The organism is Ignavibacteriales bacterium, from assembly GCA_026390575.1.
In the GTDB taxonomy this organism is placed as follows: domain Bacteria; phylum Bacteroidota; class Ignavibacteria; order UBA10030; family UBA10030; genus Fen-1298.
This window is the reverse complement of sequence record JAPLFR010000008.1, coordinates 212,406-234,379: the sequence shown is the minus strand read 5'-3', so window position 1 is coordinate 234,379 and position 21,974 is coordinate 212,406. Positions and strand designations below refer to the sequence as shown.

Sequence of the window (21,974 nt, the reverse complement as noted above, 5' to 3'; positions counted from 1 at the left end):
GGGATGAAAGTATCCGGATTCACATTCGTACGTAACGGTGTGAAGTATGACTATCCTTTTTTAGAATCCATTAACTCTCTCCTTCCCCTCTGTGATGAAGTCGTCGTCGCTGTCGGTCAATCTGAAGACGGTACACTAGAAAAAATTAAATCACTCCATTCACCTAAAATCAGAATTCTTGAAACAGTTTGGGATGAATCGATTCGCGAAGGCGGAACAATTCTTTCCCAACAAACAAACCTTGCACTCGGCCGTATGGCTGGTGATTGGGCAATATATCTTCAAGCAGATGAAGTACTTCACGAACAAGATTATCCGGTAATACAAGAAGCAATGGTGCTCTATAAAGACACAAGAGAAGTGGAAGGACTGCTTTTCAATTACAAACACTTCTATGGCTGCTATCATTATATTGGTGACTCACGCCGATGGTATCGCCGCGAGATACGAATCGTACGGCCACATATCGGAGTACGGTCATGGGGTGATGCTCAAGGATTTCGGATCCATGGGAAAAAACTTCACGTCAAGCTCATCAATGCTGCGATTTATCATTATGGTTGGGTGAAACCGCCGGAAATTCAGCAGTTGAAGCAGAAAACTTTCAACAGGCTCTGGCACTCGGACGAATGGGTCGATCAGCATGTCGGCGTTGCAAACCAATACAATTACATGCAAGGGGGCAAATTAACACTCTATGATGGTGCACACCCTTCTGTGATGAGCGACCGAATTCGCAATCAGAACTGGTCATTCAAGTACAATCCGATGAAAGTACGGCAATCACTAAAGGAAAATATTCTCGATGCTATCGAATCACAATGTGGCTGGAGAATCGGCGAATATAAAAATTATATTATGATTTAATTTTATCTTCTTTTGTTGAGAGACGAGAGGATGCCATCACAAGCCCTGCCATGAGCCACCATCCCCAGCAATTTGCAAATGTTCCATAATAGTTTTGGAAAAGCCCGCCGATCATAAAACCGATAACCGCTAATGTGCTTCCAAGCGCAAGTTCTTTAAGAAATGGATTTGTAGAATATTTCTGAGTTTTAAATCCAGTTTGTATAAGGACAAACCACAGAGACAAGAAAGCGATCAGCCCTGGAATTCCAGAGGAAACAAGAATTGTAAGATAGTCATTATGTGGATGTCCCGTCACGTCATAATATCCTGCAACCTTATACCGATCAAAGTAATAATCAAAGTTGTCCTCTCCGATTCCAGTCAAAGGAAAATCTTTCGATATATTGATGCTTGTCTTCCAGAGATTCAACCGCGTCTGATTTTCTGACGGGACAACACTGGAATATGCGCGATCCCTAATAGTTGGGATAAAGATGACACAGAAAAGAACTATGAGGAGAAAGACCCCCGTCACGATACTGCCGATTCGTTTGCCTTTCACGAAGCCAAAGACGGGAATAACAACACCAAACGACAACCAGATACTCCTCGCAAACGTTCCTATCACTGCCATAAAACTTAAGAGGGCGACAAGCAAATACTTCCACCGATTCTTAATCATTCCTGATTGAGAACTCATACAGAGGCTTACCAGGAAAACAGACATAAGGAATCCTGCAAACGTGAGATAAAATCCATTAAAACCCACTGCGCGGAAATAGCTGCCCATTGGAGCAAGTGTCTCAGGTCGATGTAATTGATATCCTGAGAACGTCTGCCAAATACCATAGAGTGCTGCTATTGATGCCGAGAAAAGCCAAAGCTGTAATATTCGTTTCAATACTTTAATATCATCGACTACAAAATACATGAGGAGCATAATGAACATAGGCCATTCATTATCCGCTAATGCCCATAGACTATGCCCTGGTCTTGGAGAAATGCTTGATGCGATTATATTCCAGCCAATGTAGAATAAAAGTGGAATGAATAATTTAGTTGGATAATACTGCCATTGTTTATTGAAGAGACCTTCCAAGATCCATCCTACGAAAGCAATGCCTATAGCAAACTCAGCCGGAACAAACGAAATCGGAATACTAAACGCAAAGAGATAAAGTCCAAAACGGCTCATTGCTGTTGGGATTGTTGCGCGATAGTCAATTAACTTCATATGAACTGTTCTTTCTTGAGAATAACGTTTAGTGTATCATATGTATTTGATTACCGATTGAACTCTATGTCAAGTTCTTTAATAAAATCATCAATTGCATTAATCATTTTCGGAATAGGAATCGCGCTTGTTGGTTCATTTGCGGAAGAAATAACAACGCGATTTTTTACTTGATGGGGCAGCCACTCATGAACATCCTGCATCTGAGTGTAAAATCCAACAACAGGAGTCTTGGTCGCTGATGCAAAATGAATGATGGATGTATCAGGAGTAATCACTGCAAGTGCACCTTCAATAATTGCAGCAAGTTCAAGCAACAATGCATCACCCTGCTCTGGGAATGATAAACAGTGCGAGTTTTTCATGAGGTTGTGCTTGACTGATAACATGTAAGAATCATGTGGAGCATGGAGAAGAACCGTACGAAATATTGTCCTCGAACCCAGATGTTCTCCAATTGAATAAGCTTGTTCAGCTGAAATTCTCCTTACCGAATCATTCGCAGAAAGATTTAGAATAATATAAAAGGATTTATCGGCGGCTGAATTATCTCTTGACCGAAGATTATTATTTGTGAAGTAAGTCTTAATCCTGTTTCTTGTTTCTTTATCAATGAAGATATCGTATTTCAACTGGTCAGGTTCGAGTGTTATATCGAATACTTCTTTTATGATCCATACAAAAGTTTCGAGCATATGGTTTGTATTTCGGGAGATTTTGAGAATTCTATTAAAATAGAACCTGTATTTTTCATCACCCTGACCTATTTTTATTCCCGACGGCGAAATAATATTCGCTAATATACCTCCGCTGGTAGTTCTGTTGAAAATTAAATTCACCACGAGCTCATATTCATTTTTTCTTGCCTTCAGTATTTCAACAATGAGCTTCATCCAATTCGAATGAAGTACATACACCAGATCTACATAAGGATTGAAGCGGATAATTTCAGCGTTTTTCTCACTGGCAAACACCCCGATTTTTAAGGCAGGGTTCATTTGTTTCAAGCTTCGAAAAATAGGTGTCGTTACAATCATATCCCCTATTCTATCGTATCTCAAGAAGAGTACATTGTTGATAGACTGAATGTCAATTGGCGAGTCCTTTCTTGGATTATGAAATATCAATCGCAGAACAGGATAAACAATTCGATGCCTCCACCAATATTCTAGCTTTTCAATCATTCTGTAAGAGGATATTCTGTGCTTATTCAATGGTCTTTATGCGATATCGATCGATTAATTTCGTTAAAGCTGATTCGACAGACGATATTGGAATTGTTGATAGATCATCAACATCGGTAACAACAACTTCATAATCTGTTCCGTAGGGTTCCCAGATTCGCAAGGCTTTATCTGATTGGACATAGAGCACAACCGAAGGAATATGAAATGCTGAGGCCAAATGAATAGCAGATGTGTCTGGAGAGACTAGGAAAGAAAGTCTTTTAATAAATGCCGCAAATTGATCAAATGTTTGAGTGAGAGGTGAAAGAATCACATTTTTATTGCCTTCCACTATCTTCATCGCTTTTTCTTTATAGGCTGGTTCATATAATAAGATTTGGAATAGGTCTGGATATTTCTCTGTTATAAAGGAAAGAAACGCACGATAATTCTTAATACCCCAAAAACGAGTTTCTCCGCCAGCAGAGATATTAATACCAATGAGTTGGCGTTTAGTCAACTGATTCGCTGAAAGAAATCTTTCCGCAAAGTCATCAGATTCTGGTGAAGTAAAATATCGGATGGAAAGGTTTTCAGCTGTGGGATCAATATGAAACGGTATCAATAATTGAGCAATTCGATCTACAATATGTGTTTCACTTCGAGAAAGCATAGGCACTTTGATGTCATAAACATAGTTATTATCCTTGACAATACCGATATTCCAGCGAGCGCCAGATAACAAGCAAAGAAAAGTTGATGTCACCGATGGGTTGTCCATCATGTCCACGGCAAAGTCATATTTTTCTTTTCGAAGAGATCTCGCCAATGAGATTACTTTACCAATCCTTTTTTGGTAGATCCAGCGTTTGCGTACTAACGAATCATTCATAAGGACGAAATGATTGTTCTCACTGAGAAGAACATCTACAATGGCTGAAGGATAATGCGTTTTGACTGACGTGAATATCGGAGTGGAAACGAGGACGTCACCAATTCTATCTTGTCTGATGAAGAGAATTTTGCTGGAATTAAAATCGATAGTATCCGATAGTCGATTTCGTCTGCTGACGAAGAATCCGAACGCATAAATTAAAAAACGGCGCAAATATATTTCAAAGCGTTTTAAAAATGAATCTCTCATTCAAGATGGATTTTCATCAAATTGGAGTGCATGGAGACGCCGATATAATCCGCTTTCTTTTGAAAGGAGCTCTTCGTGCGTTCCTATTTCAACAATACTGCCAGCGTCGAGCACAATAATTCTATCACAGTGAGCTATCGTGGAAAGTCTATGCGCAATGATAAAAGATGTCCGCCCTTCCATAAGTCGATCCAGGGCTTCCTTCACCATGAGTTCAGATTCTGTATCTAACGCAGATGTTGCTTCATCCAGAAGCAAGATGCGGGGATTACGAAGGATTGCCCTCGCAATAGCAATACGCTGCCGCTGACCTCCAGAAAGCTGTAGTCCTCTCTCACCAACCTCCGTATCATACCCCTTTTCAAGTTTCTCGATAAACTCATATGCATTTGCATCTCTTGCAGACTGGAGAACTTCTTCTCTCGTCGCTTCGAGCCGGCCGTACTGTATATTAGTAAAGACAGTGCCTGAGAAAAGAATGACCTCTTGCGGAACAATGGCTATTTGACTTCTCAATGAATACAGATCTACTTCTTGTGTATTCATTCCATCGATATAAATATTTCCTTTTTGAGCTTCATAGAACCGTGGTATCATATTAACAAATGTGCTTTTCCCTCCTCCACTTGGTCCGACAAGGGCTATCTTTTCGCCTCCTCTCACCTGCACATTGATGTCTTTTAATGCTTGAATATCGTTGTTATAGGAAAATGACACATGGCGATATTCTACAGTTCCATTCGCAATTGTGATGGAACGATCTGGATGAATGTTCGCTTCTTTTGGATGGTCGAGTATCTCAAAAATGTAACCGGCAGAAACAAGTGTTTTTTGAATCCTTGCCGCACTCTCGCCTAATGCTTTCACTGGCTTTGCTAAACTAATCATCAAGATGAGGAAGAAGAGCATAGTCTCGATTGTCATCGAACCTTTAATAAAAAGATATCCGCAAAAGATAACGAGCAAGGAGGCAGCAGCTGTATTGAATAATTCATTTGTTGGACTCAGCAAGGCAGTCACACGGACTATTTTCATTGAATAATGATAATTGGATTCCACCTTCTGCTTGAACGATTTCTTTTCTTTTTCCTCTCGCGTGAATGATTTCACAATGCGTATTGCCGATATACGTTCTTGGATAAATGCGGAGATTTCTGCCAATGTGTTTGTGAGTGCATGGCTGTAGGAACGAATCTTATCGCCGAATTTGCGTGATATTTCTCCGGAAAAAGCAAAAATAAGAATTGTTACAATAGCTAACTGCCAATTTGTGTAGAATAATGCCGCCGCATAGACGAAAGTATAGACAAAATTTTGCGCCATTTCGACGATAAGGTTGATTGATTGTTCAATATTGTTCACGTCGTTTGTGATGCGCGACATGATGTATCCTGTTTTATTCTCGTCGAAATACTTAATGGGCAGGACAACAATACGGTCGAACAATTCAATCCTAAACCGCATCATAATCTTCTGTTGAACAGAACTCATAACATATTCGCGCACATACACGAAAGTTACTTTTATTAGAATGATGACAATAACTATAAGCGCAAATTTATAAATGAGCTCAAAACTCTCCTGTTGTCCATGGATGGTGAATGAATAGAGCAGTGTATTGAAGAGCTTCAATGGTACCGCTACCAATATCTCTTGACCTAAACGTACTTGCTGGCTAATGGTCTGCAGAATCTCAAAGAGGCGGGCAATCAAATACGCAGACGCAGTTTCTGCGATACTCATGATGCCAACAGACACAAGACCTGCTATGATTCGCCACTTGTACTTTAAAAAATATTTAAGAAGCCGATAAAAGGTACCTGATGGACTCATATTATTTTTAACGTACAATAAAATCGTCCGAATCGCAATTTGTTGAAAAGCTGATTTTAATGCTGTATAGAATCGACAGATGTATTGCTTTCTGAATCAGTAAAGTATTTTAGAATATTCCTGGCAGCTAATTTTCCTACAATTTCTGTGAGTTGTTCTTCCGTCGCAACACGAACGCCTTGTAGTGAGCCCAATGTTTCCAGCAGTTTTTCGGCTCTTTTTTTCCCAACACCTTGAATCATATCAAGTTCTGTCTGAATTATTCTTTTGCTGCGTACAGAGCGATGAAATGTGATAGCGAATCGATGCGCCTCGTCCCTCATTTGCTGCATCAGCCGAAGTCCAGAGGAAGTTCGAGGTAACTGAAGAGATTCATCTTGGTTGGGCAGAAATACTTCTTCGAGCCGCTTCGCCAAACCAATAATTGGTACAGCCGTAAGTTCTAATTTGTGCAGCACTTCGATTGCACTGGAGAGTTGCCCTTTTCCCCCATCAACCATGATGAGGTCCGGAAGGATGCGCTTCTCCTGAAGAATTCTTGTATATCTTCGTTCAACAACTTCATGCATACTGGCGAAATCATTTGGACCCTCAACTGTACGGATTCTAAATTTTCGATATTCGCTTTTCTTTGGTTTACCATCTTCAAATACCACAAGTGAAGCGACAGTGTCCGATCCTTGAATATTCGAAATATCGAAACATTCAATTCTTCGCGGCGGCGCAGGCAACCGAAGATCTCGCTGGAGCGCTATGACTGAATGAGGAATAATCTCTCCACGCTTGAGTCTTAATAATTCCAACTCATCCAACCAGAACTGTGCGTTTGTGCGCACAAGGGCGACAAGTTTTACTTTATCTCCTGATTTAGGGAATTGTATATTCACAGAATGACCGCTTTTATTTTCCAACCAATTTTGAATAATCTCCGTATTACTCATCTCATCGGATAAAAACAATTCAGGTGGAATATCCTCCTGTTCAAGATAATAACGCTCAAGGACAGCCTCTAATAGCTCGCTAAAGGGCTTTCCAGAGGCATTTGCGAGATATAGATGCTGACTCCCGATCATTTTGCCCTCTCGGATCTTGAAAATCACAGCACACGCATCATCTTCCTTGGAAACAAGCGCAATAATATCACGATCTGTTTCTGTCGCATCCACAATCTTTTGCTTTTCTGAATAGACACTTAGTGTATTCAACCGATCTCGAATGATCGCCGCTTCTTCAAATCGTGATGCATCGGCATGTGCATCCATTTCTTTTTTCAGCGATTCAATGACAATTTTTGTTTTTCCGCGAAGAACTTGTGACGCCTGATCAATCAGCGCATTGTAATGCTCTTGTGAGACAAACGCCTCACACGGTCCCTCACATTTTTTGATATGAAAGTCGAGACACACTCGAAATTTTTTCTTCTTGATTGAATCTTCAGTTAAATCAAGGCTGCAGCTGCGAACCATAAAGAGGTTCCGCATTGTCTTGAGGGCATGCCGCATAGATTTTACATCAGTATAAGGACCAAAGTAACGAGCACCAGAAGTCTTGCGGCGTGTTACATACATACGAGGGAATGGCTCTTTGGTAATAGCAATGTAAGGATAACTCTTATCGTCTTTGAGAAGGACATTATAACGCGGTTTGAGCTGCTTAATAAGGTTTGCTTCGAGAATGAGCGCTTCAATTTCGCTGTCTGTCACGGTAAGCTCGACATCGACGATTTTTGAAATCATCGCATCGATTCGCAAATCAACTGGTCGAGATTTGTGGAAGTATTGTCGTACTCGATTGCGTAAGTTTTGCGCTTTGCCGACATAGATAACCTTGCCATCGACATTCTTAAATTGATATACACCTGGTTTCGTTGGAAGTGCTTCGATCTTTTCGAGTAACGAAAGATCTGTCCCAGAAAGCGTGATTATCGATTGGGCTCGTATATCCGATGTGTCAGACATAAATAGAATTTGATTATTTTATGAACAAGATATCACGATTCATACCATCAACGGATGAATAGTTCAGAGATATCCTTTTGAATCTCTTCGACGAGAAAGAGCAAAGAGATCTCCTATCGATGCAAAAGCAACTCCGATCAGTACAAGTGCTGATCCAATGTACACATCGTTGGTGATTCTTTCTCCCATTCCTATAACACCAATGACAACGGCAATGACCGGTGTGATGAATGCTGAAAGAGAGAGAATAACAGCTTCAACGTGTTTCACTAACCAGAAGTAAATCACAAATGTGACGACAGTACAGAAAATGGAAAGATATACGATGGATCCAAGAGATTGTGCATTGAAGTGCAGATTTGAATAATCCTCAACGACAACACTTACCGCAAATAACGGTACTGCACTTAACGACATCGAACAGAAATTGAGCGTTACAGGATGCGCATGTTCGCCCAGCCGCCGAAGGAATACTAAACCAAACGCTTGAATAATTGCCCCCGCAATGATAGCTGCCATCCCATAAAACATTCTGATGCTTACATGAGAAAATCCATTGTTGAAGATAAAGATCACACCAAGAAACCCGATCACTATACCAATGATTCTCAGAAGGCTGATTTTTTCGTTTGGAAGCAGAAAATGTGAAATTATTGCAACCCAAAAAGGATATGTAGCAAAGAGAACAGAGGCAAGTCCGGAATCTACTTTAAGCTGTCCCCAATAGATAAGCACAAATGGAACTATAAACGATGTACCACACATAATAAGTACCAGCATCCAAAACTTTTTTTCCGCTGGTATTGTAAGTCGTTTCATGAAAACAATAAATCCGAGGATAAGACTTGCAAGCGTAAATCGAATTCCAAGAGAAAGAAGCGGTGGGATTGACTCAATACCGATTTTCACTGCCGCCCAAGATGATCCCCAAATAAGGCAGATAATAGCAAAGCCAAGAAATACTTTCAGACGAAGTGACATTGGTTGATTCAATTATTTCTTGCTGTCATAACCGAGCTGGCGCAGCATGGCTTCACTCTCTCGCCACTTTTCCCGCACCTTCACATGAAGTTCAAGGAATACCGGATGTTGTAGAAATTCCTCAATCTGGAATCGTGCAGATGTTCCTACACTCTTAAGCGCTTCCCCCTTTTTACCGATGATGATTCCTTTTTGTGAATCACGTTCTACAATAATGTCTGCACTGATGAGAGTTTTCCCGCTATCCCGTTCTTTGAATTCGCGAATTTCTACCGCTGTGGAGTACGGAATCTCTTCGCTGAACTTTTCAAACAATTGCTCTCTTATAAATTCTGCCACGAAGAACCGTTCAGGTGATTCGCTGACTATATCGGGAGGATAAAAAGCCTCATGCTCCGGCAAGTATTGAATGAGCGATTGTATAATTGCATCCAAATTATCGTGTCGCAAAGCCGAGATGGGAATAATTTCTTTGAAACAGTTGAGTCGGGCGAACGTTCCAATGACTGGTAATAAATCCGTTTTATTGATGGTATCTGCTTTGTTAATTAAAAGAAGCACGGGTTTTGTCGTGCACAACGGCAGAATGCGTTCGCTTACTTCGATTGGTAATTCGGTTCCGCGTGATGCCTGGGTCATAACGAGAACAACATCTGCGTCTGCGAGAGCGCTCTCAGCACTCTTCACCATTTCCTTATGCAGAAGATACTTGGGTTTGAGCAATCCCGGCGTATCCAAAAAAATAATTTGCGCATCCTCCCTGCTCAAAATTCCGAGTACACGCTGGCGAGTGGTTTGTGGTTTATTTGTAACGATTGAGATCTTTTGCTCCAACAATGCATTCAGCAGCGTGGATTTTCCAACATTCGGTTCACCAACAATAGCAACATAGCCGGCTTTATAATTTGATTTTATTTGTTCCATCTTTCCTGACAAAAAAGCGCCCCGTCAATTTGCTGCCGGAACGCTCAAATGATACATATTCATATGAGTCTATTGTTCCCAATCACACAGCGTCTTCGCCGGATTCTTCAGTTCTAATTCTAATGGCATCTAACACAGGTGAGATAAATATTTTCCCATCTCCCACCTTTCCGGTCTTCGTTACGTTGATGATCGCGGAAAGAACTTGTTCCAGCATCGAATCCTTTACGATAACTTCTATTTTGACCTTTGGAAGGAAGTCAACGTTGTATTCTGCGCCGCGATAGACTTCGGTATGCCCCTTTTGCCTTCCGTAGCCCTTTACTTCTGTTAACGTCATACCTTTGATGCCTATCTCAGACAACGCTTCGTGTACATCTTCTACCTTGAAGGGGCGAATTATAGCTTCAATTTTTTTCATTATGAATGTTCCACAAATCGGTATTCAATTATCCGCCATGACAATTTTTATATTTCTTGCCGCTTCCGCATGGGCACGGTTCGTTTCTTCCTGTTTTAGGACCAACGCGTATTTGCTGAACTCTTTGACCGCTTGGCTGCTGCGCTCTTTGCTGACCATCTCCGGAAGTAATAGGTTCTTTATTTGCCGTAAATCCAGAGCCTGTTGCAGAGTCGTGAGTCAATACCATATCTTCATGGCGCGTTTGCCGGCGCCCTCGCTGCATGGGCATTTGTTCTGGTCGTTCAGGATATAATTTAAAAACCATATTGAGCACATCAGTTGCAATCAATTCCATCAGCTCGATAAACATTTTGAAAGCTTCACTTTTGTACTCAACCAACGGATCTTTCTGTCCATAACCGCGTAAGTGTATGCCTTCCTTGAGATCATCCATCTCGCGAAGGTGATCCCGCCATTTGTTGTCAATGACTTGAAGCATTGCCATCTTTTCGAGCATCGTCATGAATTCGGAACCAATTTGCTGCTCTTTACGGCGATAAAAATCCTCGGTCGCTTTTATAATTTCATCTGCAACGCCTGTTTCTCCAAGTGTTTGGAACTGTTCCGGTGTCAGACTCAAATCAGTAAGAAAACGCGCACGAATTTCATTCCGAAGCCCCTCAACGTCACCTTCGGAATAATATGCTTGCACCAATTTGTCGATAGAATCACGCAGCATATCAAAAATATCGTCCCGTAAATGTTCACCTAACAATGCATGACGCCTACGGGCATAAATTACTTCACGCTGCTGGTTCATCACGTTGTCATATTCCAACAAGCGTTTACGGATACCGTAGTTGTTCTCTTCAACTTTTCGCTGTGCACGTTCTACAGACCGTGTGATCATCGGATGCTGGATAACTTCACCTTCCTTTAAGCCCATCCGTTCCATAATTTTAGCAATCCGCTCGCTGCCGAATAAACGCATGAGGTCGTCTTCCAGCGAAAGATAAAATCGCGATGATCCCGGATCGCCCTGACGTCCTGCACGTCCGCGTAATTGCCGATCGATGCGCCGCGCTTCGTGACGTTCAGTCCCTAAAATGTGCAATCCGCCGATATCTTTAACTCCCGGACCAAGTTTGATGTCTGTGCCGCGTCCAGCCATGTTTGTAGAAATTGTGACAGCACCCGGTAATCCGGCATGCGCCACAACTTCTGCTTCACGCTGGTGCTGTTTTGCATTCAGCACATTGTGAGGAATGCCTTTACGCTTAAGCATTCTGCTGATGGTTTCTGAAACATCAACGCTTGTCGTGCCAACCAATATAGGCCTCTGAATTTTTCGCATTTCTTCAATTTCAGCGATGACGGCATTATACTTTTCTCGTCTCGTTTTGTAGACTTGATCATCATGATCTTCGCGGATCATAGGCTGATTCGTTGGTATGACAACGACATCAAGCTTGTAGATGTCAAAGAACTCACCTGCTTCCGTTTCGGCAGTGCCAGTCATACCGGCAAGTTTTTTGTACATTCTAAAATAGTTTTGAAGTGTCACTGTTGCCAGTGTCTGAGTGTCGCGTTCTACTTTGACGCCTTCTTTTGCTTCAATAGCTTGATGCAATCCTTCGGAATATCTTCTCCCGGATAAAAGACGGCCTGTGAATTCATCCACAATCATAATCTTGCCGTCATCGGAAACGACATATTCAACATCTTTCTCATACAGCGCGTATGCTTTTAGAAGTTGGTGAATAGTATGAATTCGGTCATTCCGATCTGCAAATAATTTGTTTGCGTCATCTTTCCGTTTTTGTTTTTCTTCGATAGAAAGCGATGCATCGCCTTCTATCATGCTTAATTCAGTTCCTATATCCGGTATGATAAACAACTCTTTATTGTTGCCCGGAAACTCCTTTGCAAGAAATTCCCTGCCTTTTTCTGTCAAATCGACAAGGTGCGATTTTTCATCTATGCTGAAATACAATTCATCATCAATCTCGTGCATTCTTGCACTTTGATCCTGCATATATTCACGCTCAGTTTTTTGAGTGAGCGTTTTGTTCGATGGCTCAGCAAAAAGTTTTAAAAGTTTTTTGTTCTTCGGCAAACCTCGCTGCGCGCGCAGCATTTGAACACCAGCCTCTTCAACTCTGTTTTGCTGCAAAAACAATTCTGCATCAGATGTAATCTTTGCGACATAATTCTGCTGTGCCCTGACCAACTTTTCGATATACGGTTTCATTTCATCAAACTTGTGATCTTCGGTCGCCACGGGTCCGCTAATAATAAGAGGCGTTCTTGCTTCGTCTATCAGCACCGAATCCACTTCATCCACGATGGCGTAGTTATATGGCCGCTGAACCATTTCTTCAGCATTCACAACCATATTGTCACGCAGATAATCAAAGCCGAATTCATTATTTGTGCCGTAAGTAATATCAGCGGCATATTGAATCCGCCGCTGGTGGGGATCCATATTTTGAAGAATGCAGGCGACTTTCAATCCTAAAAACTCAAACACCTTGCCCATCCACAAGCTATCTCGAAGCGCAAGGTAATCGTTCACGGTCACAATATGAACGCCGCGCCCTGGGAGTGCATTGAGATATGTCGGCATGGTGGCTACAAGCGTCTTACCTTCGCCTGTTGCCATTTCTGCAATTTTTCCTCTATGCAGGGCAACACCGCCCATCAGTTGAACATCAAATGGCACCATATCCCAGACAACTTTATTGCCCGCGACATCCCAGGTTTGCCCTACAAGCCTTCGGCATACGTCTTTGACGACTGCGAAAGCTTCCGGGAGGATTTCATTCAGGACTGCTTCGATCTCTTCGTCAAGCCGTTTGTTCAGTTCTTCAATTTTGGAATACAGTGCCTCATGTTCTTCAAAGGATTGCGATTGTGTCAACGTCACCTTGATCTGTGCAATTTCATCTTCAATATCTTTGGTGCGATCGTGTATTCTTTGGCGAAACTCTGTAGTTTTTTCTCGAAGTTCTTCGTCTGTAAGCGATTGCAGTGAAGCTGTATGTGAGTTGATTTCATCAACTAACGGATATAAATCCTCTACATCTCGTTCATGTTTAGAACCAAATAGGTTTTTGAAGAATTGAAGCATGTTTTCATCCTGCGATTTATACTGATTTCATAGTCAATATATTCTTTTTTCGATGAGATAGCAAGATGACCTAAATTGCAGGAGTTCTTGCATTTTAAACGTTTTAAGATGAAATTCACTCAGTCTATGAACACCAGAAATCAAATTATTTTTTCCATATTTATTCTTGCGGGGACACTGGGTGGTTGTGTAACAACTCGCCCAGTTATCTCTCCTCGAGCTATATCTCCCCCGGATCCATTAAAGCTCCTGCACAACAATATCAATTCTCTTCTTTCAGATTCGCTGTTCATACCTGCACGTGCCAGCATCAAGGTTGTATCACTCGATAGCGGAAAGGTTTTCTATGAACACGAAAGCAAAGCGCTGATGAATCCAGCGTCAAACATTAAACTGATTACATCTGCTGCAGCGTTGTCCGTGCTCGATACAGGATATCAGTTTATAACCTCCGTGTTTATTGATGACAAGACAAGAGATGGCAATGCCATTCAAAATATTTATCTGAAAGGATATGGAGATCCGAATTTGGTAACTTCAGATTTAGATACCCTGGCTTTTGCAGTGCGTCAATCTGGCATCAAAACCATTGCAGGTAACATTATCGTGGATGATTCTTATTTTGATGAAAATTATTGGGGATCCGGCTGGACTTGGGATGATGAATCTGATCCTGATGCACCGTATATTAATGCGCTTTCCGTCAACAAGAATTGCATCATCATACATGTGACAGCAGATATAAATAGCGTTTCAGTTTCGCTTGAACCAAACACAAATTTTGTCACAATCATAAATAAAGCGGAGATTGTTCTTGATAGTATTCGCATGCCTTTGAAAGCCAGGCGTCTCACGTTGAGCAATGCGAATACGATACTCATCGAAGGAGATATGTACCGGTACAGTCAAGCGACACGGAAAGTATCTCTCCGCCGTCCGGAATTTTATGCGGGTGTACTTTTTAAAGAATCCCTCAGTCGTGCTGGTATTTCGGTGTTCGGAGATGTTGTGAGCGGTGTAGTTCCAGACGGTACTTATGAAATTGCACAGCACTTCCAGCCGATAGAAAAGGTCATTGAAAGCATAAACAAGCCAAGTGATAATCTTTCCGCGGAAAACACACTCAAAGTAATAGGAGCTTTAAAGAATGGCATCCCCGGTTCTGCAAAGAATGGAGTGTTTAGAGAAAAAGAATTCCTTTTCAACTTAGGAATGGACACCACAAAGTTTTCTCTTGCTGATGGATCGGGTGTTTCTCGATATAACTTGTTCAGTGCCGATCAACTTGTCCAATTTCTTGTGGCAATGAGCAAACAGCCACGCTTGTTTCAGATGTTCTATAATTCTCTGCCAGTCGCCGGCGTTGACGGAACATTGGCAGATCGCATGAGTACCTATCCAGTTGCCTGCAATCTGCATGCAAAAACGGGAACTCTCAATGGTGTCAGTTGTTTATCTGGATATGTTCAAACCCGTGATGGTGAAATGCTGGCTTTTGTAATGATGATGCAGAATTTTATTTCTTCCCCATACGATTATCGTGAAGCACAGGATAGAATTGGAGCCTTGCTTGCCGGCTTCAGTAGAAATAGTTCTCAAAATATTTCGACAAAACAAAACACACAATAATTTTTTCCCATCCATCCATTTTCCCACCATGAGTAATGATATGAATCATTCAAACGCATCTTCCTTTGGGCTGTATGAAGCAACCCGTATTCTGATTCCAGGTTTCTACTTTGTATCGCTTTGTGCTTTATTTTTCTTCGCTTTTGTGTCCCGGTATATTCCTCTTCCTGCCGATCATGGTTATTTTGTTATACTGTTTTTATTCCTTGTCATTGTCTCCGGATTAACAATGTATGCAAAGGAAACCACGAAACGACGACGTGCTTTTGTCGAAAACCAGCCAAGTGCATTTCTTCAAGATATTGCCCGCCGACACTCCGGTACGCAAATGTTGAACGAAACGGAAGCTCGCCAAATGTATTTTTATATTTTGAATCATTTTATTCCATCTGCGTTTCATGAAAAAGTGTTTTTCTTCGGCACAGTCTATCACATTATGATTCAAATACGCCGAACGTCATTTTTGTTTGCCATTCTTTCTCTTATCTGCCTTGCAGTTCAAACCGCCACAGGCACAACTCTTATGGAACAACAAGGATTGATTTCTTTCTGCATACTTATCTCGTTGATTTATCTGCTCAATGTCAAATACAACAAAGCAGACAGGAAAATGCAGGAAAATTATCGGGATCAAATATTCTGGCTCCAAATGAACGAAGATTTGCTTCAGGACCTTTTTAAGAAATATCAGCTTTCAAAGAAAAGTACTATTTCATGAAAACACACACGTGGATTCAAGCTGTTATTCTGATTGATGAACGATATCAAGATTTACTTATTGGACTGCTGGCCCTTATTGGCTTTACGGGCTTTGTTCAGGAAGAAATGTTTCTGACATGCATTATTCCTAAAGAAAAATGGAACGATGCTCTTAAAAATAAGTTCGAGACGGCACTTGCAAAGTTTCAAATCGAATTTCCTTCTCTCGATCTTTCCTATTCCTGTTCACTCGTCCATGAACAAAACTGGAACAAAAAATGGGAAAAGCAAACCGGCATCGTGGAGGCAACACCTCATATTATTATAAAGCCGTCATGGAAGAAATTACCAAAGCGTCATCTCAACAAAGTGATTCTTCACATTGATCCAAAAATGTCTTTTGGAACGGGACATCATGAAACAACACGATTAAGTCTAAGTTTGCTTGAGCGCTTTCTCGATCCGGAAATGAAGGTTCTCGATTTCGGCACAGGTACCGGCGTTCTCGGCATTGCCTGCATCAAGATGGGAGCACATTCAGTGTTCGCAATTGACAACGATGAGTGGTCAATTGAAAACACAAAAGAAAATGTAAAGAGGAATGGTGTTCATAAACGCATAACCGTTCGGTTGGGAAGCGTCAGCAGTATTCCAAGACGCAAATTCGATCTTATTGTAGCAAATATAGATTTCCGTACCATCTCTCGATTCATCTTATCGCTTGCTTCGCGAACACGAAAGCAAGGAATTATCATTCTTTCCGGCATTCTGACTATCGATATGCCCGTGCTGCTTAAATTATTTGCGAAGAATGCGCTTGTTCCTGTAGAACTTGTTAATGAAAACGAATGGACGGCTGTCGCGCTGCAGCGTTTATAACAATGCGTCTCGCTTCCATCGATATAGGAACGAATACTGTTTTGATGCTTGTTGCTGATGTTCAGAGCAATGGTTCACTTCATGTCGTGAGAGACGAACATTTCATCGGCCGGCTCGGCAAAGGTGTCGATGAACATGGCATCATTCAAAAGGAAACTTTCCAGCGCATTCTCGATATTCTTTCCCAGCTTAAAGACATTGCCGACTCGCTGGGAGTGAAGCATCTCTTAGCATGTGGAACAAGTGCACTTCGTGATGCTGAAAACCGTCAAGAGTTTATTGATTTTATGAAAGAAAGCCTCGCACTCGAAATACGAATACTTTCCGGAAATGAAGAAGCAGAACTAACATATCTTGGCGCCGTTTCTGAATATTTGTCAAAAGCGGATTCTACTCGGTATGCCGTACTCGATATCGGAGGAGGCAGTACAGAGATTGTCGTTGGTTCGGAAGCGCTTGTCACATCATCGAGCAGTATAGACATTGGAAGTGTGCGACTTACTGAACGATTTTTAAAAATAAGCCCACCCAGCAGTACCGCCCTTGAAAACGCAGTTCAGTTTGTTCGAGATCATCTCCAAAATATTTTTCCTCTTACACCAACGACGCATATACTCGGCGTTGCCGGCACATTGACAACATTGGCTGCGCTTGACCTTCGGATTCCACAGTTTGATAGAAATCTTGTTAACCGGCATGTAATCACACTTGAAACAATCGATAAAATATTTCAAGAGCTTAGACCGCTGTCACTGGATCAATTGCGAAATTATCCGCAAATACATCCATCGCGCGCTGATATTCTTCTGGCAGGAATTATTATCCTCAGGGAAATAATGAAGAAGGTACATTTATCGGAAATAACGGTAAGTGATCGCGGATTGCGTTATGGCATCGTGATAAAAACCGCACAAACGCTTTTCAGCGATTCTCAATAATTTATTTTACCTCTGTCGATAATTCCAGCGTTCTTTTGCGATGTCCCGCATTATCTCTCGAAGATTCTTATTGAAGTTACGCTCAAATACCACGTATTCCGCAATCTGTTTTAACGAAAGGACACCCTTAAGCTCTTCAAGGAATTTTGAACGCGTCTCGGCAATTTTTTCTTCGCTCATTCCGATATCTTTTATTGCCTGCTCAATATCTGAATTATTCGCATTTGATTTAGTTAAGTCTTGAAGCTGGTCAATGAGTGCATTATGATCTTTCTGAATCGTGCGCAGAGTTTCCTCGTATTTATTATACCGAGCAAAAAATCGGATAGAAGTTTCTTCATCCATCTTCAGCACTTCCATAAGACGCACTTTCTTGAATTGTTCGATGCGTTCAGCGGCAGGACCACGTGTTGGAAGTTGATCTTGAGCAACGAGGTTTGTGGATATCATCAAAGTAGAGATGATAACAAAAGAAGCTATTTGCATCCATTTCATAGTATATTCCTTTCAGAAAGGCCGGATAATACCAGGTCAACTTGCTCTCCGTCTAAATCAGAAATCATCCCTTCAACATCCATCTCTGCAGTTTCTTCGTTCTCGATTTGTTTTGATACAGCCGATTTCAGGAATCGATCTCCCTGCAGATGCTCTGCAACACCAGCAGCGGCAATTTCCTGATTAGGCGATAAAGATAATCCTTCATATTCCTTTTCAACAGCTTGCAGTACTTCTTCTTCATTGAAATCCATCATTGCTTGATGCAGAGCTTCTGTCTGTACAGACTCAGATGCAGAATCTGTGGGTACTTTCATGAAAAGAACGACAAGCAAGACTGACACCGCAAGTGGAAGAACAATCTTCGCCGCACCATAGCCATAATCCCAGATAAATCGTTTTTGAGAAACAAGACGCTTTCTAACCCTCGGAAGAATGGTAGAATAATATACAGATACTGGCGATATAGTATGCATTCGTGTTAAAGCTGTATCTACCGCCAGCAATTCCTTGTATTCAGCCCTGCAAGAAGAACATAGTTGTAAATGCTGTTCAACCCGAATGCGTTCTTCTGTATTTAATCTGTTTGTAATATAATCCATCAAATCATATTTAACGTGTTCTGTGTGCACGATTAACATACTCTCCAATTTTCTTTACGGCATGGAAATAATTTGCTTTGAGTCCGCCTGTCGATGTTTTTAGAATGAGTGATATTTCCTCGTATGATAATTCCTCATGGTACCTGAGGATAAAGACAGCTTTTTGTTTCTCTGGAAGTTTTGTTATTGCTTCTTCTATAAGTTTCTGCTCTTCCTCTTTTTCGAAGAGAACATCAGGTTGTTCATTTTCATCGTCGGCTTTTTCAAAGTATTCATCGATGCGGACAAAATCCCTGATGCGTTGTTTCCGAAGAGCGTTGAGTGCTACATTAACTGTGATCCGGTACAACCATGTATACACACTTGATTCTCCACGGAATTTTTTTAATGCGCTATATACTTTTACAAATACTTCTTGAACGATATCATCTGCCTGATCATGATCGTTTACAAACCTGCGTGCAATCCAATATATCTTTTCTTGATATCGTCTTACCAACTCGTTAAAAGATGTCTCATTGCCATTCTGGAACAATGTGACAAGTTCAAGGTCAGTGGAGTCAATCATCTATACCAAATCATTTTATTATTTGACAACTCTATCGGTTCAAAGTTTAAGTGAAATATGCAAAAAGCTGATTATTACCATAACCCGATACCCGCCCCGAGAGTAAATTCAAACTGATGTGCGCGGTTCTGCGCTGGATCTACTTCATCTTCAATTTTATGTAATCGTGCACTGAGATTAATAAAAACATCGCGAAGTGGTTGGTATTTTGCAGTAATACCGAAAGAGCGTTCTATGTGCAAAGGACCAAACAGAAATGTCCAATTTCCTTGATCAGTACTATATTGATCAAATAATGAGAGCATACCTCCTTTTCGATAAATTTCACCAAAAGTTGATAACCGCAATGAATGCATCGGAGTCAATCCTACTTCCAGAAATAAATCGTCAGCATTCTGACCCATCCAGTTTCCTAACACAAACCCATTATTTGTAAACGTTGTCGAAGGATATTGATGATTATACGTCGCTGGATTCACTCTTGTATACTCAACCGTCATATCGAAATTTGTTGCTGGAATATCAAAGACTCGAAGCCCAGAAGTAAATGCGACTTGTCTATGCGAAAGATTTGGATCAAACAATTTGTCAGTGTTTAGCTCATCAATAAACAATGATACATAGGCATTCACATTTTTAATGACATTGAGATCAATGCTGCCGAATAATTGGCAATTATCTTTATTGTCATTGTAATGTTCACCAGCCTTGAAAAACATGATAGGAATTAAATACATCAACAATGGTCCTCGATCGCTGTACACAATAGATTCGCCAATAGAAAAATCAACACCATGCCATAATGATATTTCCAATTGATGTGCAGCAATATATTTTGAATGGTCCACCGCGCGGAATGTCGAATATCTCTGATTGGGATAAGTGACTAAATAGGAAAGTGATGAATCAACAACGTTTGAATTTAATTCTCCATGGAAATAAATGAAATCGATATTTTCAGAGATAGGAATACGCAGTTTAATTTGCGGATATGATGGTGCATTATCGGAAAATATGACTGTGCCGTTTCTTCCATATCCCCAAACATTGTTCATCTTTTCTAGTGACAGTGTAAACGATCCAATTTGCCAGCTAAATTGTGCATTCATTTCATCAAATTGAAAATTGTTTGTTCCGGTGAGCTGAGAAGGTACAACACCTCTTTGGCGTGTTTTTATTCGACTATAATAATTCATATCTGCACTGGAGAGCCAAGAAGCCTGCGGTAAATCTTTATCATTCAGTCGACTATAGTCAATGTTATTACCACTTTCACGATTATCAACATAATTGAAATAGAAACCGATAGAATTATACATATATCCATACATCTTCAACCCCTGCGAACGCATGAAGGTTGATTGATCTTTTGCAGATATTTGGGATAGGCTATAATCAATATCAAAATTCAACATTCCTTGATTCAGGTCGTGTGAATAGATATGCCATCGTGTTTCGCTTGGTTGAATGTCTCCGGATATTTTAAGTATTTCGTAGTTAAATTCTGTTTTAAGGAATTCATAAGTTTCGCGCTCTACACGTGTCATAGCATCTACTTTTTGTTCCAGTACTACCAAATAAGTTGCTAACTGCATCCGAGAAAGAGGCAGAGCAGCATCCTTATAATCGGTAACTAATTGGCGTGCCTCCATTCTTTTGAGGAAATCATATACTTCATGGTTCACCGGCACGTCGATAGATTGAGCCTGAACATGAATCACACTTGTGGCGAAGAAGACAATCGTTAAAACAATGAATGTTCGTTTTGTTTTTTTATTTTTGTCCTGTTTTATATTGTTCAATGATTCTGCCATAAATCTTTCCATGAATTCATTTCCTCAATTTTTGGATAATGTTTTGATGTTTTTCCAGTGAAAAGATATCGTATATCAGAATAGATATGAAACGTCACTGTCGAGAGTAAATGCTTTTCTAACCTCCGCGTGGAGACAAAAGCGCGTGCCTTTTTATTTATTTTACATCGACCCATGCGCGATATTCGTCTGCTCAAATCAAGATCTTCAACAATACCAAAATCTTCACGGAAACCTCCAAGCTTCTTGAATGGTTCCCGACGATACGCTACACAAATTCCTGGAAATAACGAGACGCCAAAAAAATAAAAAATGCGAACCAGCCAGTACGTGCCTCTATACACAAACCGCTGCAAAAATCCACCATCGCTTGGTTTTGGAATCCCCGTCATTCCAACAACTGATGAATTTTGAAATACCTGATGAGATTGAATAAGGAAATCTGATGACAGAGTCGCATCTGCGTCTACAAACACGAGAATGTCTCCGCACGCACTCAATGCGCCTGCATTCCTTCCGTATGCAATTCCTCTCCGATCATCATGAATAATCCTATCTGCGTACTGTCTCGCCTTCTCAACAGTACGATCTGTTGAATGAGCATCAGAGACAATAATTTCATACTCTGTACGTTCATATTTCTGCTGTGCGATGGAGCGAAGACATTGTTCAATACATCCTTCTTCTTGGTATGTTGGAACAATAATTGAGAATTCCATTTCTTTACT

The 21,974-nt window shown here is 40.9% G+C and carries 19 protein-coding genes; 5 read left to right on the top strand and 14 right to left on the bottom strand.

The window, feature by feature from the left end; all coding sequences use genetic code 11:
* Positions 1 to 3: 3 nt before the first annotated feature.
* Positions 4 to 867, top strand: a complete 864-nt coding sequence (locus NTX44_07150) for a hypothetical protein (protein ID MCX6121383.1) — start codon at positions 4 to 6, stop codon at positions 865 to 867.
* Here the strand turns inward: NTX44_07150 and NTX44_07145 are convergent.
* The 9 genes from NTX44_07145 to secA form a co-directional block, all read right to left on the bottom strand.
* Positions 857 to 2,083: an O-antigen ligase family protein gene (locus NTX44_07145; protein MCX6121382.1), complete on the bottom strand. Its 1,227-nt coding sequence runs from the start codon at positions 2,081 to 2,083 to the stop codon at positions 857 to 859. The two genes, NTX44_07150 and NTX44_07145, sit on opposite strands and share 11 nt — an antisense overlap.
* A 50-nt stretch (positions 2,084 to 2,133) precedes the next feature.
* Entirely contained in the window at positions 2,134 to 3,120 is a 987-nt protein-coding gene (locus NTX44_07140) for a hypothetical protein (GenBank protein ID MCX6121381.1), read from the bottom strand.
* A gap of 169 nt (positions 3,121 to 3,289) precedes the next feature.
* Complete coding sequence (locus tag NTX44_07135) at positions 3,290 to 4,393, bottom strand: glycosyltransferase family 9 protein (GenBank protein MCX6121380.1); 1,104 nt, start codon at positions 4,391 to 4,393, stop codon at positions 3,290 to 3,292.
* Entirely contained in the window at positions 4,394 to 6,151 is a 1,758-nt protein-coding gene (locus NTX44_07130; GenBank protein ID MCX6121379.1) for an ABC transporter ATP-binding protein, read from the bottom strand.
* A 131-nt stretch (positions 6,152 to 6,282) separates the two neighbouring features.
* Positions 6,283 to 8,184, bottom strand: a complete 1,902-nt coding sequence (gene uvrC / locus NTX44_07125) for an excinuclease ABC subunit UvrC (protein MCX6121378.1) — start codon at positions 8,182 to 8,184, stop codon at positions 6,283 to 6,285.
* A gap of 63 nt (positions 8,185 to 8,247) precedes the next feature.
* Entirely contained in the window at positions 8,248 to 9,177 is a 930-nt protein-coding gene (locus NTX44_07120; protein MCX6121377.1) for an EamA family transporter, read from the bottom strand.
* Positions 9,178 to 10,089 carry a GTPase Era gene (gene era / locus NTX44_07115; GenBank protein MCX6121376.1) on the bottom strand — a complete coding sequence of 304 codons (912 nt, stop codon included), beginning with the start codon at positions 10,087 to 10,089 and terminating at the stop codon, positions 9,178 to 9,180.
* Positions 10,090 to 10,171: 82 nt separating this feature from the next.
* Positions 10,172 to 10,510: a P-II family nitrogen regulator gene (locus NTX44_07110; GenBank protein ID MCX6121375.1), complete on the bottom strand. Its 339-nt coding sequence runs from the start codon at positions 10,508 to 10,510 to the stop codon at positions 10,172 to 10,174.
* A gap of 28 nt (positions 10,511 to 10,538) precedes the next feature.
* Positions 10,539 to 13,622, bottom strand: coding sequence for a preprotein translocase subunit SecA (gene secA / locus NTX44_07105; protein ID MCX6121374.1), 3,084 nt, complete (start codon positions 13,620 to 13,622; stop codon positions 10,539 to 10,541).
* 126 nt (positions 13,623 to 13,748) lie between these two features.
* Here secA and dacB point away from each other — a divergent pair, with 126 nt between their 5' ends.
* The 4 genes from dacB to NTX44_07085 are packed head-to-tail and all read left to right on the top strand — an operon-like array spanning position 13,749 to position 17,767.
* The gene (dacB, locus tag NTX44_07100) at positions 13,749 to 15,251 is read left to right on the top strand and encodes a D-alanyl-D-alanine carboxypeptidase/D-alanyl-D-alanine-endopeptidase (GenBank protein ID MCX6121373.1); all 1,503 of its coding nucleotides are present in this window, start codon (positions 13,749 to 13,751) and stop codon (positions 15,249 to 15,251) included.
* A gap of 40 nt (positions 15,252 to 15,291) precedes the next feature.
* Entirely contained in the window at positions 15,292 to 15,969 is a 678-nt protein-coding gene (locus NTX44_07095) for a hypothetical protein (protein MCX6121372.1), read from the top strand.
* Positions 15,966 to 16,829 (top strand): 50S ribosomal protein L11 methyltransferase, encoded by an 864-nt coding sequence (gene prmA / locus NTX44_07090; protein ID MCX6121371.1) that lies wholly within the window; start codon positions 15,966 to 15,968, stop codon positions 16,827 to 16,829. The genes NTX44_07095 and prmA overlap by 4 nt, the downstream gene beginning before the upstream one ends.
* A complete protein-coding gene (locus NTX44_07085; protein MCX6121370.1) occupies positions 16,799 to 17,767 on the top strand; it encodes a Ppx/GppA phosphatase family protein in 969 nt (322 codons plus the stop codon). Before prmA ends, NTX44_07085 begins: the two co-directional genes overlap by 31 nt.
* 6 nt (positions 17,768 to 17,773) lie before the next feature.
* Here the strand turns inward: NTX44_07085 and NTX44_07080 are convergent, their stop codons facing one another.
* The 5 genes from NTX44_07080 to NTX44_07060 form a co-directional block, all read right to left on the bottom strand.
* Positions 17,774 to 18,262, bottom strand: a complete 489-nt coding sequence (locus NTX44_07080; GenBank protein ID MCX6121369.1) for a hypothetical protein — start codon at positions 18,260 to 18,262, stop codon at positions 17,774 to 17,776.
* Positions 18,259 to 18,903 (bottom strand): zf-HC2 domain-containing protein, encoded by a 645-nt coding sequence (locus NTX44_07075; GenBank protein MCX6121368.1) that lies wholly within the window; start codon positions 18,901 to 18,903, stop codon positions 18,259 to 18,261. The genes NTX44_07080 and NTX44_07075 overlap by 4 nt, the downstream gene beginning before the upstream one ends.
* A complete protein-coding gene (locus NTX44_07070; protein ID MCX6121367.1) occupies positions 18,875 to 19,432 on the bottom strand; it encodes a sigma-70 family RNA polymerase sigma factor in 558 nt (185 codons plus the stop codon). The genes NTX44_07075 and NTX44_07070 overlap by 29 nt, the downstream gene beginning before the upstream one ends.
* Positions 19,433 to 19,506: 74 nt before the next feature.
* On the bottom strand, positions 19,507 to 21,246 hold the full coding sequence (locus NTX44_07065) for a hypothetical protein (protein MCX6121366.1): 1,740 nt from the start codon (positions 21,244 to 21,246) through the stop codon (positions 19,507 to 19,509).
* The gene (locus NTX44_07060; protein MCX6121365.1) at positions 21,231 to 21,965 is read right to left on the bottom strand and encodes a glycosyltransferase family 2 protein; all 735 of its coding nucleotides are present in this window, start codon (positions 21,963 to 21,965) and stop codon (positions 21,231 to 21,233) included. Before NTX44_07060 ends, NTX44_07065 begins: the two co-directional genes overlap by 16 nt.
* Between the last annotated feature and the right edge of the window lie 9 nt (positions 21,966 to 21,974).

Bases quoted from the DNA above. Each gene is read 5' to 3' on its own strand.
- NTX44_07150 (MCX6121383.1), top strand. From the start codon at position 4: ATGAAAGTATCCGGATTCACATTCGTACGTAACGGTGTGAAGTATGAC.
- NTX44_07145 (MCX6121382.1), bottom strand. From the start codon at position 2,083: ATGAAGTTAATTGACTATCGCGCAACAATCCCAACAGCAATGAGCCGT.
- NTX44_07140 (MCX6121381.1), bottom strand. From the start codon at position 3,120: ATGATTGTAACGACACCTATTTTTCGAAGCTTGAAACAAATGAACCCT.
- NTX44_07135 (MCX6121380.1), bottom strand. From the start codon at position 4,393: ATGAGAGATTCATTTTTAAAACGCTTTGAAATATATTTGCGCCGTTTT.
- uvrC (MCX6121378.1), bottom strand. From the start codon at position 8,184: ATGTCTGACACATCGGATATACGAGCCCAATCGATAATCACGCTTTCT.
- era (MCX6121376.1), bottom strand. From the start codon at position 10,089: ATGGAACAAATAAAATCAAATTATAAAGCCGGCTATGTTGCTATTGTT.
- NTX44_07110 (MCX6121375.1), bottom strand. From the start codon at position 10,510: ATGAAAAAAATTGAAGCTATAATTCGCCCCTTCAAGGTAGAAGATGTA.
- secA (MCX6121374.1), bottom strand. From the start codon at position 13,622: ATGCTTCAATTCTTCAAAAACCTATTTGGTTCTAAACATGAACGAGAT.
- dacB (MCX6121373.1), top strand. From the start codon at position 13,749: ATGAACACCAGAAATCAAATTATTTTTTCCATATTTATTCTTGCGGGG.
- NTX44_07095 (MCX6121372.1), top strand. From the start codon at position 15,292: ATGAATCATTCAAACGCATCTTCCTTTGGGCTGTATGAAGCAACCCGT.
- prmA (MCX6121371.1), top strand. From the start codon at position 15,966: ATGAAAACACACACGTGGATTCAAGCTGTTATTCTGATTGATGAACGA.
- NTX44_07085 (MCX6121370.1), top strand. From the start codon at position 16,799: ATGGACGGCTGTCGCGCTGCAGCGTTTATAACAATGCGTCTCGCTTCC.
- NTX44_07080 (MCX6121369.1), bottom strand. From the start codon at position 18,262: ATGAAATGGATGCAAATAGCTTCTTTTGTTATCATCTCTACTTTGATG.
- NTX44_07075 (MCX6121368.1), bottom strand. From the start codon at position 18,903: ATGTTAATCGTGCACACAGAACACGTTAAATATGATTTGATGGATTAT.
- NTX44_07070 (MCX6121367.1), bottom strand. From the start codon at position 19,432: ATGATTGACTCCACTGACCTTGAACTTGTCACATTGTTCCAGAATGGC.
- NTX44_07065 (MCX6121366.1), bottom strand. From the start codon at position 21,246: ATGGCAGAATCATTGAACAATATAAAACAGGACAAAAATAAAAAAACA.
- NTX44_07060 (MCX6121365.1), bottom strand. From the start codon at position 21,965: ATGGAATTCTCAATTATTGTTCCAACATACCAAGAAGAAGGATGTATT.